Origin of the sequence: Mycoplasma leonicaptivi ATCC 49890 (assembly GCF_000622205.1) — a bacterium.
Lineage (GTDB): Bacteria > Bacillota_I > Bacilli_A > Mycoplasmatales > Metamycoplasmataceae > Mycoplasmopsis > Mycoplasmopsis leonicaptivi.
In genome coordinates, this window is record NZ_JHWE01000010.1 from 11,414 (window position 1) to 27,673 (window position 16,260).

A 16,260-nucleotide genomic window follows, 5' to 3' on the forward strand; every position below is an offset into this window, starting at 1 on the left:
ATATATATATATATATATATACTTATTATATTAAGTCATAAAAAATAAGGAGTGAAAATAATATGATAACAGAGTTAATAATAGTATCAATAATAATCTTTATATTTATAGTAGTAATTGTTGGTGTTTTCGTTACAATATACTTATCTCAACGGAAAAAGTTAGCCAAACTAAAAAAAGAAATTTGAGAAATGAATGCTCAAACAAAGAATATTATTTTATATGATAAATATCTTGACCATTATCAAAGAATAAAAACAATTGCTCAAGCAGAATGGTTAAAAAGAAAACTTTTATTAATCCTTGCTAAAGAAAAAGAAATATAAAAAACTAAAATAAAAAAACAATATTTTAGTTTTTTTTATAAAATTTATATATGATTGAAGTAAAGAATATTGTTTTTAGTTATAACCCAGAAAAGTTCAAACCAGCATTAAACGATGTGTCTTTTTCTATTGAAAAAGGTGAATATGTTGCAATACTTGGTCACAACGGTTCTGGTAAAAGTACATTATCAAAAATTTTAGTAGCGTTATTAAAGCCACAAGAAGGTTCTATTTTTATCGATGGTATTGAATACAAAAGAGAAAATTTATTAAAAATAAGACAAAAAATAGGTATTATTTTTCAAAACCCTGATAATCAGTTTATAGGTTCATCAGTAGAAGATGATATAGCATTTGGTCTTGAAAATCATAATATACCACAAGAAGAGATGAAAAAAAGAGTCTACGAGTATGCTAAAAAAGTAGATATGGAAAAACACTTAGAGCGTGAACCAGAAAACCTTTCTGGTGGTCAAAAACAAAGAGTTGCTATTGCCTCTGTTTTAGCTCTAAACCCTGATGTGGTTATTTTTGATGAAGTTACTTCAATGTTAGATCCAAAAGGTAAATCAACAGTTATTAATATTATCAAAGAAATTCAAGCAGATAAAAATAAAACACTTATATCTATTACTCATGATATGGATGAAGCAATTTTAGCGGACAAATGTTTGGTGTTTGCTAATGGAAAATTAATTGCCTCTGGTTCACCAAAAGAAATTTTAAATAATAAAGAAATTTTAGAAATTGCAAAAATAGATTCACCATTTATTTATAAACTAAGTTCTAAAATTAACGGAATTAATCCAACATATGATGAAAAGGAGTTAATAGATTTATTATGCAAATAAAATTAGATAAAATAGCTCATACATTTCATCCTAAAACACCTTGAGAGTTTACTGCCTTAAAAGAAGCGAGTTGTAAAATAAATGAAGGTGAATATGTTGGGATAATTGGTTCAACTGGTTCTGGAAAAACTACATTAATTGAACATCTTAATGGATTATTAGAACCAACATCTGGCGAAATTAACTGAAATTTTGTAGCAAAAGTTTTTAATAAAAAAACACAACAAAGTTCAGAAGAAGAATTTAATTATTCCACAAAAAATAAAAAGAAAATTGATGTTAAAAAATTAAGACAAAAAATTGGTATAGTATTTCAATTTGCAGAATATCAACTTTTTAAAAATACAATTAAAGAAGATATTGCTTTTGGTCCTATCGCATACGGTGTCTCTAAGGAAGAGGCTTATAAAAAAGCACAAGAGTGCCTTAAATTAGTAGGTTTACCAGAAGAATATTTAGAAAAAAGTCCTTTTGAGCTTTCTGGTGGCCAAAAAAGAAGAGTTGCTATTGCAGGAATTTTAGCAATGGAACCAGATTTTATGGTTTTTGATGAACCTACTGCTGGTTTAGATCCGGTTGGTGTTGTTGAAATTTTAGATATCCTAAGCTCACTTAACAAACAAGGAAAAACAATTATTAATGTAACACATGATTTAGATAATATTTTAGAACGCTCAAGTAGGGTTTTATTATTAAAAGACGGAAAAATTGTTCTTGATGGTGAACCATATGAAATATTAAATAATATAGAACTACTTAAAGAAAACAATTTACAACCACCGCAACTTCTGGATTTTGTATATAAGTTAAGAAACAAAGGAATACCTGTACCAGTTGTGAAAACCATTGATGATTTAGCAAATTTTTTAAATACTTATAGAGGTAATAAATAATGAAAAGTGTATTTGGACGCTATTTACACGGAAATACCTTTTTATATAAAATTGATCCAAGACTAAAAGTCTTACTTTCTATTTTATTTATTATAATGGTATTTATAGCAAGTTCTTTTATAGATATGATCACTCTCGCTTCATTGTTAATTTTTGTTTATTATATTTCAATCAAAAAAATAAGACCTATTTTTAAATTAATGAAAGTCCCTTTGATTATATCATTAGTTTTATTTATAGTTAATATTTATACAATTAATTCTGAGGTTGTTTATAGTCAAAAATATTACAATGAATATTTCTGAGCGTTTATAACAAGTTCAAAAGAATTAAAAGTAAAAGTAGGTTCAGAAATTCAAAACTTAACTTGAGAAGACTTTTATAAACCAGAATGATATGGTAATCTTGATTTAGCTAATTATTATAAAAACTTATATGGAAACAAAGCATTTGTTCAATATGGAATTTCACTAAACTCTATTTCTAAAATCTTTTCACTTTTTTTAAGAATTTATATAATGATTTTAGTAACAACATTGCTTACTAATACTACAAGACCAATTTTGCTAAATAAATCTATCGAATCACTTTTAACACCTTTGAAGTTAATTTTTATTCCTACTCATATTATTGCAACAATAATATCAATAGCTTTAAGATTTATTCCTACACTTGTTGATGAATCACACAGAATAATAAAAGCACAATCATCGCGTGGAGTTGATTTCAAAAATGGTACAGCAAAAGATAAGGTTATTGCATTTACAACATTAATAATTCCACTCTTTGTTTCTTCATTCCAAAAAGCTGATGATTTAGCAAATGCAATGGAAACCAGAGGTTATGATCCTTATGAAAAAAGAACCAAATATAGAAAAATTAAACCAACATGAAGAGATCTAGTTTTAGTTTTATTCATAATAATAATTATCTCATTTATGATTTTAAATTATTTAGTTATTAAAAATACAGAACTAAATACCTTAAATGAAGTTTCTAAAATGGGTAATATTGGGTATTACACCTTACCGGAATGATTTTATAAATTAAGAATTGTTTCATAATACAAAAAACCAACTTATTATTTTATAAATAAGTTGGTTTTAAAGTACAAAATTGAGTTTTTTCCTAAAAAAATAAATTTTAATTTTAATTATTCTAAAAATATAACAATATGTTAAGGAGAAATATGTCAGATCTAGATAAAGAAAACAAAAATATTATAAAAAATGCAATTAACCAAATTGAAAAAAAATTTGGAAAAGAATCCGTTATGTTATTAGGTGATGTACCTGATGTATCAGTTGAAACTTTTCATAGTGGAAGTTATATTTTAGATCATATTTTAGGAATTGGTGGTTATCCAAAAGGAAGGATTATAGAAATTTATGGTCCAGAAAGCTGTGGTAAAACCACTTTATCATTACATGCAATAGCGGAAATTCAAAAAAGAGGAGGGATTGCTGCTTTTATAGATGCTGAGCATTCAATTGATCCTGCATTTGCTGAGAAAATTGGTGTTAATGTTAATGATTTAATCCTTTCTCAACCCGATTCAGGCGAACAAGCTCTAGAAATAGTTGATATTTTAGCAAAAACAAGCAAAATTGATTTAATTGTTGTTGATAGTGTCGCTGCATTAGTTCCTGAAGCGGAATTAAATGGAGAAATGGGGGATCAACAAATAGGTGCTCAAGCCAGATTAATGTCAAAAGCATTAAGAAAAATTACTGGTAATTTAAATAAAAATAAAACAACTATTATTTTTATAAATCAAATAAGAGAAAAAGTAGGTGTTATATTTGGGAATCCAGAAACAACTCCTGGTGGAAGAGCACTTAAATTTTATTCAAGCATTAGAATAGAAGTCAGAAAAGGACAAACAATTTCTGGTGACAAAGATATTATTGGTTCAGAAATGAAATTTAAGATTGTAAAAAATAAATTATCAGCCCCTTATAGAACAGGTGTTACAGAAATATTGTTTAATGAAGGTATTGATAAATACAATGAACTAGTGGAAATTGGCTTGGAATACAATGTTTTAGAAAAAAAAGGTGCGTGATATAGTTATAAAAATTCTAATGTTGCACAAGGTAAGAAAAATATGAGAGATTATATTTTTAATAACAAAGAACTAGAACATGAAATAACTGAAATTTTAGAAAAAAGTGATTTAAAAGAAAAAACCATTATATAATTTAATAAATTATATGGGGGTTTTATGAAGCCAGATTTAAGAATTTTGTTTATTGGTGATATATTCGGAGAACCTGGAGTTAAGACAGTTCAAAATGTTTTACCAAAATTATTAAAAGAAGAAAAAATAGATTTTGTAATTGCGCAAGGTGAAAATATTACAGGAAGAAAAGGTTTATCTTGAGATGATTATAAATTATTAAAGGAAGCAGGGGTAAATTGCTTTACAATGGGAAACCATGTGTGAGCAAACAATGAAATTTTAAATTTTATTGAAAATGAACCGATCATTCGTCCATATAATATTAAAAATAGTTATCCAGGAAAAGGGACACTAATATTTAATATAAATAATTTTTCATTGCGTGTTACTTCGCTAATGGGTATTTCATTTAATGAACTTCTTAAACCATGAAAAGAACAATATGCAGAACCCTTCATTCAACACATTGATAATCTTTTAGAAAATGAAGAACAAACAGATTTTCATTTTATTGATTTTCATGCTGAAACAACAAGTGAAAAATATGTATTAGGTTTACATCTTGATGGTAGAGTTGATGCCGTTTGTGGAACTCATACCCATGTGCAAACAAATGATGCCCATGTTTTACCAAATGGTACTTGTTTTATAACTGATGTAGGAATGGTTGGCCCAATGGATTCTGCAATTGGTGTTCGTGTCGATGAAGTAAAACAAAAAATGATCGATAATAGTTCAAGAAAGAAATTTGTTGTTAGTGAAAATAACACACAATTTAATTCAGTTATCATTGATTTTTTTAAACAAGGTCTTAAAAACAAAAAAAATATTATAAAACCCTTAAATTTCTTTAATTGTTTAAACAAATAATATTAGTAAATCATTTTAATAAACTTAAAAATTAATAATTTTCAAAAATAAATTATTAATTTTTTTTGTAAAAAAAAATCTGTGTTATAATAATTTCACCGCTGTTTAAAAAGCGGATTAAAAAAGTTCTTTGAAAACTAGATACACAAACATGACAGTCAATTTTTTCGAGAGTTTGATCCTGGCTCAGGATGAACGCTGGCTGTGTGCCTAATACATGCATGTCGAGCGGAGTTCTTTTAGAACTTAGCGGCGAATGGGTGAGTAACACGTACTTAACGTACTCTTTAGATTGGGACAACGATGAGAAATTATCGCTAATACCGGATACTTATATTTTTCGCATGAAAAATATATAAAAGAAGCGTTCGCTTCACTAAAGAATCGGGGTGCGGAGCATTAGTTTGTTGGTAGGGTAATGGCCTACCAAGACGATGATGTTTAGCGGGGTTGAGAGACTGATCCGCCACACTGGGACTGAGATACGGCCCAGACTCCTACGGGAGGCAGCAGTAGGGAATTTTCCACAATGGGCGAAAGCCTGATGGAGCGACACAGCGTGCAGGAAGAAGGCCTTCGGGTTGTAAACTGCTGTTATAAGGGAAGAAAAAGCATTATAGGAAATGATAATGCCTTGACGGTACCTTGTCAGAAAGCAACGGCTAACTATGTGCCAGCAGCCGCGGTAATACATAGGTTGCAAGCGTTATCCGGAATTATTGGGCGTAAAGCGTCTGTAGGTTGTGTGTTAAGTCTGGCGTTAAAACTTGGGGCTCAACCCCAAATTGCGTTGGATACTGGCATACTAGAATAGTGTAGAGGTAAGCGGAATTCCTAGTGAAGCGGTGAAATGCGTAGATATTAGGAAGAACACCAACATGGCGAAGGCAGCTTACTGGGCACTTATTGACACTGAGAGACGAAAGCGTGGGGAGCAAACAGGATTAGATACCCTGGTAGTCCACGCCGTAAACGATGATGATTAGCTGATAGGAACTATCGGCACAGCTAACGCATTAAATCATCCGCCTGAGTAGTATGCTCGCAAGAGTGAAACTTAAAGGAATTGACGGGGATCCGCACAAGCGGTGGAGCATGTGGTTTAATTTGAAGATACGCGTAGAACCTTACCCACTCTTGACATCTTCCGCAAAGCTATAGAGATATAGTCGAGGTTAACGGAATGACAGATGGTGCATGGTTGTCGTCAGCTCGTGTCGTGAGATGTACGCTTAAGTGCCATAACGAGCGCAACCCTTTTCTTTAGTTAATTTTTTAGAGATACTGCCCAAGTAATTGGGAGGAAGGCGGGGACGACGTCAAATCATCATGCCTCTTACGAGTGGGGCAACACACGTGCTACAATGGACGGTACAAAGAGAAGCAATATAGTGATATGGAGCAAATCTCAAAAAACCGTTCTCAGTTCGGATTGTAGTCTGCAACTCGACTACATGAAGTCGGAATCGCTAGTAATCGTAGATCAGCTACGCTACGGTGAATACGTTCTCGGGTCTTGTACACACCGCCCGTCACACCATGGGAGCTGGTAATGCCCGAAGTCGGTTTTGTTAACTACGGAGACAACTGCCTAAGGCAGGGCCGGTGACTGGGGTGAAGTCGTAACAAGGTATCCCTACGAGAACGTGGGGATGGATTACCTCCTTTCTACGGAGTACAAAAGTTACAATTTTCATTTTAGTAACAATTACCAATTTTTAATAGACTATTTCAAGATTAATTATTTTTTATGTTATGTGCTGTTTTAATAGTCCAGTAGTGTATCTAGTTTTGAGAGAACTTTCTCTCAGTATAAACTTGTTCTTTGAAAACTGAATAGTAAAGATAAATTAATATAACAACGACATCAAAAAAATAAATTAGTCAATTTGTTTTGTGATACCGAGTAATTATTAGTAATAATAATTTATTAAAATGTCTTTGAATACATCAACAACAATAGGAAAATATTGATCTTTTAAATAAGTAAGAGTGAGTGGTGGATGCCTTGGGTCTGGAAGTCGATGAAGGACGTGATTACCTGCGATAAGCCTCGTTGAGCTGGATATAAGCTACGAAACGGGGATTTCCGAATGGGGAAACCTAGTTAGAGTAATTTCTAACTGCTTTAAAATGAATCCATAGTTTTAATAGCGAGACACGTTGTGAACTGAAACATCTTAGTAGCAACAGGAAGAGAAAATAAATAATGATTCCATTAGTAGCGGCGAGCGAAATTGGAAGAGCCCAAACCAACTTTTAGTTGGGGTTGTAGGACTATCTACACGAAGTTACAAATTCTTATTATAACAGAATTAGGTGGGAAACTAAAGCATAGAAGGTGAGACTCCTGTATGTGAAATAGTAAGAACTTCTGATAGTATCCTGAGTAGGGCGGGGCACGTGAAACCCTGTCTGAATCTGCCGGGACCATCCGGTAAGGCTAAATACTAACCAGACACCGATAGTGAACTAGTACCGTGAGGGAAAGGTGAAAAGAACCCCGGGAGGGGAGTGAAATAGAATCTGAAACCACTTACTTACAATTAGTCAGAGGCCGTTAATGGCTGATGGCGTACATCTTGCAGTATGGACCGGCGAGTTATGTTAACATGCGAGGTTAAGCAGAAAAAAGCGGAGCCGTAGAGAAATCGAGTCTGAATAGGGCGTTTAGTATGTTGATATATACCCGAAACCATGTGATCTATTCATGAGCAGGCTGAAGCTTGGATAACACCAAGTGGAGGGCCGAACCGTAGTACGCTGAAAAGTGCCCGGATGACTTGTGAATAGTGGAGAAATTCCAATCGAACTTGGAGATAGCTGGTTCTCCTCGAAATAGCTTTAGGGCTAGCGTGTGATGTTAAACTTTGGTGGTAGAGCACTGAATATGGAATGGCGGCGCCTAGCTGTACTGACTATAATCAAACTCCGAATACCATTGTGAATTGTCATGCAGTCGGAACCGGGGTGCTAACGTCCCGGCTCGCGAGGGCAACAACCCAGATCGTCGGCTAAGGTCCCAAAATTGTGTTAAGTCAGAAAGGTTGTGAGATTTCATAAACAACTAGGAGGTTGGCTTAGAAGCAGCCACCCTTTAAAGAGTGCGTAATAGCTCACTAGTCAAGAGATCTTGCGCCAATAATTTAACGGGAGTAAAACACAATACCGAAGCCACGGGCACGCAAGTGCGTTAGAGGAGCGTTCCTAATACGGTGAAGCCAGATCGTGAGAACTGGTGGAGTTATAGGAAGTGAGAATGCCGGTATGAGTAACGATTCGTGGTGAGAATCCACGACGCCTATTGGGAAAGGTTTCCTGGGGAAGGTTCGTCCACCCAGGGTTAGTCAGGACCTAAGGAGAGGCTGAAAAGCGTATCCGATGGACAACAGGTTAATATTCCTGTACTACCTGATATAGTGATGGAGTGACGGAGAAGGATAACACTACCCATTATTGGATTTGGGGGTAAGTAATTAGTGGTGAATATAGTTAAATGCGTATTCTACAACCGTAAGTTACGAATCATAAGCTGTAAAGCTGAATTGTGTGATTTCATGCTTCCAAGAAAAGCTTCTAAACGTTTAAATATCGTGGTACCTGTACCGAGAACGGACACACGTTCCCAAGATGAGTATTCTAAGGCGAGCGAGAAAACCAATGTTAAGGAACTCTGCAAATTAACCCCGTAAGTTCGCGAAAAGGGGTGCCAGTGAAAACTGGCCACAGTAAATTGTGAGGGGCAACTGTTTATCAAAAACACAGCTCTCTGCTAAACCGCAAGGTGATGTATAGGGGGTGAAGCCTGCCCAGTGCCCGAAGGTTAAGTGGATGCGTTAGCTTATGCGAAGCGTTGAAATGAAGCCCGGGTGAACGGCGGCCGTAACTATAACGGTCCTAAGGTAGCGAAATTCCTTGTCGGCTAAATACTGACCTGCACGAAAGGCGCAATGATCTCTCAACTGTCTCAACATTGGACTCGGTGAAATTATGGTCCCAGTGAAAACGCTGGGTACCCGCATCAAGACGAAAAGACCCCATGGAGCTTTACTACAACTTCGTATTGAAACTTGGCCTAACATGTGTAGGATAGGTGGGAGACATTGAGATTATGACGCCAGTCATAAAGGAGTCAACCTTGAAATACCACCCTTGGTATGTTGAGTTTCTAACCTGCCGCCGTTATCCGGCGGGGAGACAGTGCGTGGTGGGTAGTTTGACTGGGGCGGTCGCCTCCTAAAAGGTAACGGAGGCGTTCAAAGGTACACTCAATATGGTCAGAAACCATATGTAGAGCGCAAAGGTAGAAGTGTGCTTGACTGCGAGACCTACAAGTCGAGCAGGTGCGAAAGCAGGACTTAGTGATCCGGCTGTACGTCATGGAACGGCAGTCGCTCAACGGATAAAAGTTACCCTGGGGATAACAGGCTTATCTTGCCCAAGAGATCACATCGACGGCAAGGTTTGGCACCTCGATGTCGGCTCATCGCATCCTGGAGCTGGAGTCGGTTCCAAGGGTTTGGCTGTTCGCCAATTAAAGCGGTACGCGAGCTGGGTTCAGAACGTCGTGAGACAGTTCGGTCCCTATCTGATGTGGGCGTTGGAATATTGATGAGAGCTGCTCTTAGTACGAGAGGACCGGAGTGGACGTACCGCTGGTGTTCCAGTTGTTTCGCCAGAAGCATAGCTGGGTAGCTAAGTACGGAAAGGATAACCGCTGAAAGCATCTAAGTGGGAAGCCTCCTCAAAGATAAGTATTCCCTTGAAATTCCTTGTAGACTACGAGGTTGATAGGATGGAAGTGTAAGTGTAGTAATACATTCAGCTGACCATTACTAATAAATTGATAGGTTTAAAAGAAATGTATTCAAGACATTTTAATGAATTATTAATTACTATTCAGTTTTCAGAGAACATTGCCCTTATAGGGCTTTTTTTATATTTTTTATTCTTTTAAAAAATACTTTTTTATTTATAATATAGTAATTAAGAAGGAGTTAAATTGCAAAATTTTATATTTAATTTATCTAAGTTTTTCCTTAAATTTAGCAATTATTGAAAAAGTTTTTGAAGTACAAAAGAACTATTAAAAAAAGGTATTTACACCTCATTTTTATTATTTGTTTTTATTTTAGGTACAACTATTACTTCACCATTTATTAAGGTTGCGGATATTAGTCAATTTACAAATAATTCATTTTTAAACACACTTAATCTTATTGGTGGTGGTGGTTTAAGACAATTTTCACTGTTCGCATTAGGAATTAGTCCTTTTATTAACGCTTCATTAATAATGATGATTTTACAATCAAAATTATTCCCTCCTATTCATAAATTAAGTCAATCTGGACCACAAGGAAGAAGAAAAATAAATATAATTACAAGATTTCTAACTTTTTTTATAGCATATCCACAAGCTATATTTTTAACAAGATCTTTATCTTCTGGTGGCGCTAATTCATTTATACAAATTTTAGAAAGCAATTATTTTTCAAATAATACAATAGTTTTATTCATTATACCAATGATTTTAGTTGCTTCTTCTTTGTTTGCTTTATGAATTTCTGAAGAAATAACAAATAAAGGAATAGGTAATGGGACAAGTTTACTTATTTTTGTAGGCATTGCAACAAGAATTCCGTTTCAATTCCAAGCAGCTTTTAATTACTATGTAGGTGATATTTCTAAAAATAATATTATTTCAAATATCGTTAATTTTTCTACTTATGTTTTAGCGTACATAACTGTTTTATTAATAATAAGTATTGTTTATTTAGCAGAAAGACACATACCTATTCAGCAAGTTGGTGCAGGAAGGTCAAAATCTAAAAAAGAAATTAGTAAATTACCAATTAAAGCCAATCCAGCAGGTATTATGCCTATTATTTTTGCAATGATGGTTTTATCTTTCCCTACTATGATTGCTAATTTATTACCAGAAACAAATCCATCAAAACAATGAATAAATCAAAATATGCAATTTACAAGTGTTGTAGGTTTTTCTTTACTCGTTACAATTGTTTTTGTTTTTTCACTTATTATGGGAATCCAACAATCAAAAGTTGATAAAGTAGCAGAAGATTTTACAAAAAACACCACTTTTATACCTGGTATCCGTCCCGGTGAAGACACACAAGATTATTTGATTGCTGTTGTTTTTAGATTAAGTATTTTTTCAGCATTTTATTTACTTTTATTAGGTAGTATGCAATTTGTGCAAATAATGACGAATTTATTACCTTCTTCAATTGCTTTTGGTGGAACAAGTTTAATGATTTTAGTTTCAACTTCACTTGAAACTTTAAGTCAATTTAAAACAAGATTAAAATCAAACAAATTAGCAAAAGCTAAAAAGAAAACAATTGCTAATCTTGAATTAATAGAGAATAATAAAAATAAAGATATTTCAATAGAAAATGAAGGATTATTATGATAGAAAAGAATATAATTTTTATCGGAGCGCCTGGTGTAGGTAAGGGTACTGTTGCAGAAATAATTTCAAAAAATACAAATCTTAAACATATTTCAACTGGTAACGTTTTTAGAAATGAAATAGCTAATAAAACAGAATTAGGAATAAAAGTTCAAGAATATGTTTATTCAGGTGGTTATGTACCAGATGATATTACAAATAAAATTGTTGGTAATTTTATACAAAATTTAATTAAACAAAATCAGTACTTTATGTTAGATGGTTTCCCTAGAACAGTTGATCAAGCTTTATTCTTAGATACAATTGAAAATTTTAATTTTGATGTTATTTGTTTAGATGTTAAACAAGAAATTATTTTGGAAAGACTCTCTGGTAGAAGGCTTTGTCCAAAATGTAATCAAGGGTATCATATTAAATTTAAAAAACCAACTCTTGATAATATATGTAATAATGATGGTGAAATGCTAATCACAAGAGAAGACGATAAACCTGAAAAAATTAAATCAAGACTAGAAATCTATTATGAAAAAACAAAACCTTTAATTGATTTCTATCAAAAAAACAATAAACTAATAATGATTGATTCTTCAAATAGTCCTGAAATTGTAGCAGATAAAGTTTTATCAGTTTTAAATAAAAATGGTAAAATATAGATACTTTTTTTAAAAAGTATCTTATTTTATTTTAAAGGAGCAACATGGGTTTGATAAAAACACAAGAAGAAATTCAAAAAATAGCAAAAAGTTGCTCAATCTTGGCAGAAGTTAAAAATATCATATGAGACTTTATAAGACCAGGGGTTTCTTTAAAAGATATAGATCAATTGGCTTTTAATGAAATTATAAAAAGAGGTGCTAAGCCAGCATTTTTAGGATTATATGGTTTTCCTGCTACTGCTTGCATTTCCGTTAATGAACAATTGATACATGGTATACCGACTAAATACATAGTTAAAGAAGGAGACTTGATTAGTGTTGACCTTGGATGTATTTGAGAAGGTTACAATAGTGATAGTGCTTTTACAAAACCTGTTGGTTTAGTTTCCTTAAATGATAAAAAAATTATAGAAACTGCAATCAAAGCCTTTGAAGCAGGTTTAAAAGCGATAAAAAAAGGTGCAAGAATTGGAGACATTTCTTATGCAATTGGTGAATATATTAAGAAACAGAATTTATTTACTCCAAGTGAATTTATAGGACATGGTATTGGTAAAAATTTACATGAAGATCCAGAAGTTCCAAATAAAGGAAAAAAAGGAACAGGTCCTCTTATTCAAAATGGTATGGTTATTTGTATAGAACCAATGATAATGCAAACACCTAAAATTAAAATTTTAAAAGATGGTTGAACTGTTGTAAGTTCAGATGGTTCAAATACTGCCCATTACGAACACACTGTATTAATTAAAGATTGAAAAGGTGTTGTTTTAACGAAAGGAATATAATTTGGCAAAAGACGCTATTAAATTTAAGGCATTAGTAAAAGAGGCTCATACAACTGATTTATATACAGTTGAACTTGAAGACAATGGACATCAAATCAAAGCGCATATTTCTGGAAAAATGAGAGTAAATCACATTAGAATACTTCCAGGTGATTATGTAGATGTAGAACTAAGTCCTTATGATTTAACACAAGGAAGAATTGTTTATAGACACAAATAATTATTAAAGGAGATACAATGAAAGTTAGAGCAAGTGTTAAAAAAATGTGCAAAGATTGCAAAATGATTAAACGTAAAGGTATAAACCGTGTTATTTGTGTTCAACCAAAACACAAACAAAGACAAGGTTAATTTAGAAAGGTATTAAAATATGGCTAGAGTTTTAAATGTTGAAATTCCAAATAATAAACGTGTTGTTATTTCTTTAACATATATTTATGGTATTGGAAAATCATTAGCGCAAGAAATTTGTGCTAATGCAAAAATTGATGAAAATAAACGTGTTCAAGAATTATCAGAAGAAGAATTATCAAGAATTCGTGAGGCTGCAAAAGTTTATACAACAGAAGGTGATTTACGTAGAGAAGTTACTTTAAACATTAAACGTTTAATGGAAATAAAATGCTACCGTGGTATTAGACACCGTAAAGGATTACCAGTTCGTGGTCAAGTTACTCAAAAGAATGCTAGAACACGTAAGGGTCCAAGAAAGACAGTAGCAGGAAAGAAAGGTAAATAATAATGGCTCGTAAAACAAAAAAGAAAAATATTGTTAATGGTGTTGCTCATATTCACTCAACAAATCAAAATACAATAGTTACTTTTGCAGATGAAAAAGGTAATGTAATTGCTTGATCATCAGCGGGTGCAATTGGTTATAAAGGTACAAAGAAAAAAACACCATACGCAGCTGGTTTAGCAGCACAGGCAGCAGCAGAAGCAGCTAAAGAACACGGAATAAAATCTGTTAAAGTAGAATTAAAAGGTTTAGGAGCAGGTAAAGATTCTGCAAGAAAACAAATTGAAGTAGCAGGGATTACTGTTACAGAAGTTAAAGATGTTACACCAATACCACACAATGGTACAAGACCACCAAAACGTATTTTAAAACGTGAACGTGCAAGAAAATAATTTATTCTCTTTTTGAAAGGTAATTTAGATATGGAAAAAATGAAACCATTAACATATAAAAGAAAACTTGAGTTTAAAAAAGATACAGAAAATGAGTTATCTTTTGTGTTACAAGGTCTTGAAAGAGGTTTTGGTAATACATTAGGTGTTGCACTAAGAAGAGTTCTTTTATCAAGCATTACTAATTTAGCTCCTTTTTGTGTTAGAATAGAAGGTGCTGAGCATGAGTTTACTACTTTAAAAGACGTTATTGAAGATGTTCCATCTATAATAATGAATTTAAGAAAAGTTAGATTTAGTTACAATCCTGAATATATTGCAGATGATGAGATTATTAAAGCAAAGTTATTATCATCGGATACTGGAAAAGTTACTGCTGCTGGTTTTGAAATAAGTAATCCTGGTGTAAAAATTATTGACACATCAGTTGAAATTGCAGAAACTTTAAAACCAAATGCGTTAAAAATTGAGATGTATTTACGTGGTGGTCGTGGTTTTATGTCTTTTGAAGAAAATAAAACTTTTATTAATTCAACTGATATTTTAACTAAACTACAAACAGAAATAACAAATTCCAAAACACAATTTATCGCAGTAGATTCAGAATTTTCACCAATTAAAAATGTTAATTATAAAGTAAAAGAATTAAATACAGCATCTGCAAAAATAGAGGAAGAACTAGAATTTAATATTGAAACTGATGGTACTGTCTCAGGAAAAAATGCTATAAAAGAAGCTACAAAATACTTAATTGGTTTATTCCAAGTTATAGGTGAAATTGATAATATTGAAGATGTTAATATTTTCGAAGAACCAGTTAAAGAAGAAGTTCATTATGTCGAAGATGATTTAGATATTGCACAACTTAATTTATCTGTTCGTTCTTCAAATGCTTTAAGAATGTCTAATATTAGAAAACTAAGCAAAATATGTGAATTAACAAAAGAAGAACTTGAAGGTGTTAAAAACTTAGGTAAGAAATCTGTAGAAGAAATTATCGCAAAAATAAAAGAACATGGTAAAAATTTAAAAGGAGAAGAATAGAATGGCAAATCCAACACAAATTTATTCACGTGATACAAAATGAAGAAAAGGTGTAATGCGTTCACTTGTTAGTGAATTATACGCAAATGGTCACATTATTACTACTTTAACAAGAGCAAAAGAAGTTAGAAGACACGCAGAAAAATTAATTCAAAAAGCAAAAAATCCTACATTAGCAAATATACGTATAGCTGCATCATTTTTACGTCCTATAAAAGTTAATGATTCAGAAAAAACTGTTTTAAAACATTTGATTGATTCTATTGCACCAAAATATAAAGAAAGACAAGGTGGATACACAAGAATTATTAAATTACCTAAAAGACAAGGTGATAACACAAGAATGGCAATTATTGAATTAGTTTAATAAATAATTTCCTTACAAAATTATATTCATAAAAATCAAGCTTCTTGCTTGATTTTCCTGCGTTTCCCAGAAAACGCAGGTTTTTTATGTTTTTTAGAACTTTTATACTACATAGTAGTATAAAAAAATAAAAATAATGCTATATATTGCTATATATTATGGTATAATTTAGATATGAAATTAATGCTTTATACTGTTAAAAATCAAAAACATTCTTACAAAAATATAGGTTATGTTGGTTTAAAAAATGGAAAAAGAACAAATATAAAAATTTTAAGTCTTGGAAATAGCGAACAAATTGAGAAACTAAATGAAAACTATAAAAAAGTAATTGACAACATCATTTGTGATTATGATGAAAAAGTAAATCCAGAACTTTTAAAAAATCTGATTATGACAAGTCTGAATAAACCAACATACAAAAACATAAAAATTAATGCAGGTGTTGATGTTATTGAAAAATTTATAGATAAACTTAATCTTTTAAAAGATTTTAATTACGGTAAACATAAAGGTATGAAAGAAATAATTAAATACAGTATGGCTAATAAAATCTCTAATCCTTCAAGTATTTTAAATAGTTATTACAAAAGAGATCTAAGTGGATTAGATCTTGATTATTCGAAAAATAGTTTTTATCGTATGTTAAATTTATTGCTAAACAATAAAAATACACTTTTAAAAAATATTGAAAAAATAAGAATCAATAATTCTACACA

General features: G+C 32.0%; 16 protein-coding genes and 2 rRNA genes. All 18 read left to right on the top strand.

Annotated features, from left to right (window positions below; all coding sequences use genetic code 4):
* The first annotated feature begins 62 nt into the window (after positions 1-62).
* A complete protein-coding gene (locus BU00_RS0100875; RefSeq protein WP_027121087.1) occupies positions 63-326 on the top strand; it encodes a hypothetical protein in 264 nt (87 codons plus the stop codon).
* A 50-nt stretch (positions 327-376) separates the two neighbouring features.
* Complete coding sequence (locus tag BU00_RS0100880) at positions 377-1,177, top strand: energy-coupling factor transporter ATPase (RefSeq protein WP_027121088.1); 801 nt, start codon at positions 377-379, stop codon at positions 1,175-1,177.
* A complete protein-coding gene (locus BU00_RS0100885) occupies positions 1,168-2,070 on the top strand; it encodes an energy-coupling factor transporter ATPase (RefSeq protein WP_027121089.1) in 903 nt (300 codons plus the stop codon). The genes BU00_RS0100880 and BU00_RS0100885 overlap by 10 nt, the downstream gene beginning before the upstream one ends.
* Positions 2,070-3,134 carry an energy-coupling factor transporter transmembrane component T family protein gene (locus BU00_RS0100890; protein WP_027121090.1) on the top strand — a complete coding sequence of 355 codons (1,065 nt, stop codon included), beginning with the start codon at positions 2,070-2,072 and terminating at the stop codon, positions 3,132-3,134. The genes BU00_RS0100885 and BU00_RS0100890 overlap by 1 nt, the downstream gene beginning before the upstream one ends.
* A 125-nt stretch (positions 3,135-3,259) precedes the next feature.
* Entirely contained in the window at positions 3,260-4,270 is a 1,011-nt protein-coding gene (gene recA, locus BU00_RS0100895; RefSeq protein WP_027121091.1) for a recombinase RecA, read from the top strand.
* A 24-nt stretch (positions 4,271-4,294) separates the two neighbouring features.
* Positions 4,295-5,122, top strand: coding sequence for a TIGR00282 family metallophosphoesterase (locus BU00_RS0100900; protein WP_027121092.1), 828 nt, complete (start codon positions 4,295-4,297; stop codon positions 5,120-5,122).
* Between the two features lie 163 nt (positions 5,123-5,285).
* Positions 5,286-6,790, top strand: a 16S ribosomal RNA gene (locus tag BU00_RS0100905).
* A 308-nt stretch (positions 6,791-7,098) separates the two neighbouring features.
* Positions 7,099-9,982, top strand: a 23S ribosomal RNA gene (locus BU00_RS0100910).
* The 16S and 23S rRNA genes sit together here, the layout of an rRNA operon.
* A 142-nt stretch (positions 9,983-10,124) precedes the next feature.
* Positions 10,125-11,558: a preprotein translocase subunit SecY gene (gene secY / locus BU00_RS0100915; RefSeq protein ID WP_027121093.1), complete on the top strand. Its 1,434-nt coding sequence runs from the start codon at positions 10,125-10,127 to the stop codon at positions 11,556-11,558.
* Entirely contained in the window at positions 11,552-12,208 is a 657-nt protein-coding gene (locus tag BU00_RS0100920) for an adenylate kinase family protein (protein WP_027121094.1), read from the top strand. The genes secY and BU00_RS0100920 overlap by 7 nt, the downstream gene beginning before the upstream one ends.
* 44 nt (positions 12,209-12,252) lie before the next feature.
* A complete protein-coding gene (gene map / locus BU00_RS0100925) occupies positions 12,253-12,999 on the top strand; it encodes a type I methionyl aminopeptidase (RefSeq protein ID WP_027121095.1) in 747 nt (248 codons plus the stop codon).
* A gap of 1 nt (position 13,000) precedes the next feature.
* Positions 13,001-13,219: a translation initiation factor IF-1 gene (gene infA, locus BU00_RS0100930; protein WP_027121096.1), complete on the top strand. Its 219-nt coding sequence runs from the start codon at positions 13,001-13,003 to the stop codon at positions 13,217-13,219.
* A 17-nt stretch (positions 13,220-13,236) separates the two neighbouring features.
* Complete coding sequence (rpmJ, locus tag BU00_RS0100935) at positions 13,237-13,350, top strand: 50S ribosomal protein L36 (RefSeq protein ID WP_027121097.1); 114 nt, start codon at positions 13,237-13,239, stop codon at positions 13,348-13,350.
* Positions 13,351-13,369: 19 nt separating this feature from the next.
* Entirely contained in the window at positions 13,370-13,738 is a 369-nt protein-coding gene (gene rpsM / locus BU00_RS0100940; protein ID WP_027121098.1) for a 30S ribosomal protein S13, read from the top strand.
* Between the two features lie 2 nt (positions 13,739-13,740).
* The gene (rpsK, locus tag BU00_RS0100945; protein WP_027121099.1) at positions 13,741-14,130 is read left to right on the top strand and encodes a 30S ribosomal protein S11; all 390 of its coding nucleotides are present in this window, start codon (positions 13,741-13,743) and stop codon (positions 14,128-14,130) included.
* Positions 14,131-14,160: 30 nt separating this feature from the next.
* Complete coding sequence (locus BU00_RS0100950; RefSeq protein ID WP_027121100.1) at positions 14,161-15,174, top strand: DNA-directed RNA polymerase subunit alpha; 1,014 nt, start codon at positions 14,161-14,163, stop codon at positions 15,172-15,174.
* A gap of 1 nt (position 15,175) precedes the next feature.
* Positions 15,176-15,541, top strand: coding sequence for a 50S ribosomal protein L17 (gene rplQ / locus BU00_RS0100955; RefSeq protein ID WP_027121101.1), 366 nt, complete (start codon positions 15,176-15,178; stop codon positions 15,539-15,541).
* A 174-nt stretch (positions 15,542-15,715) separates the two neighbouring features.
* A partial coding sequence (locus BU00_RS04395; protein ID WP_036458780.1) for a hypothetical protein occupies positions 15,716-16,260 on the top strand: 545 nt, incomplete at its 3' end.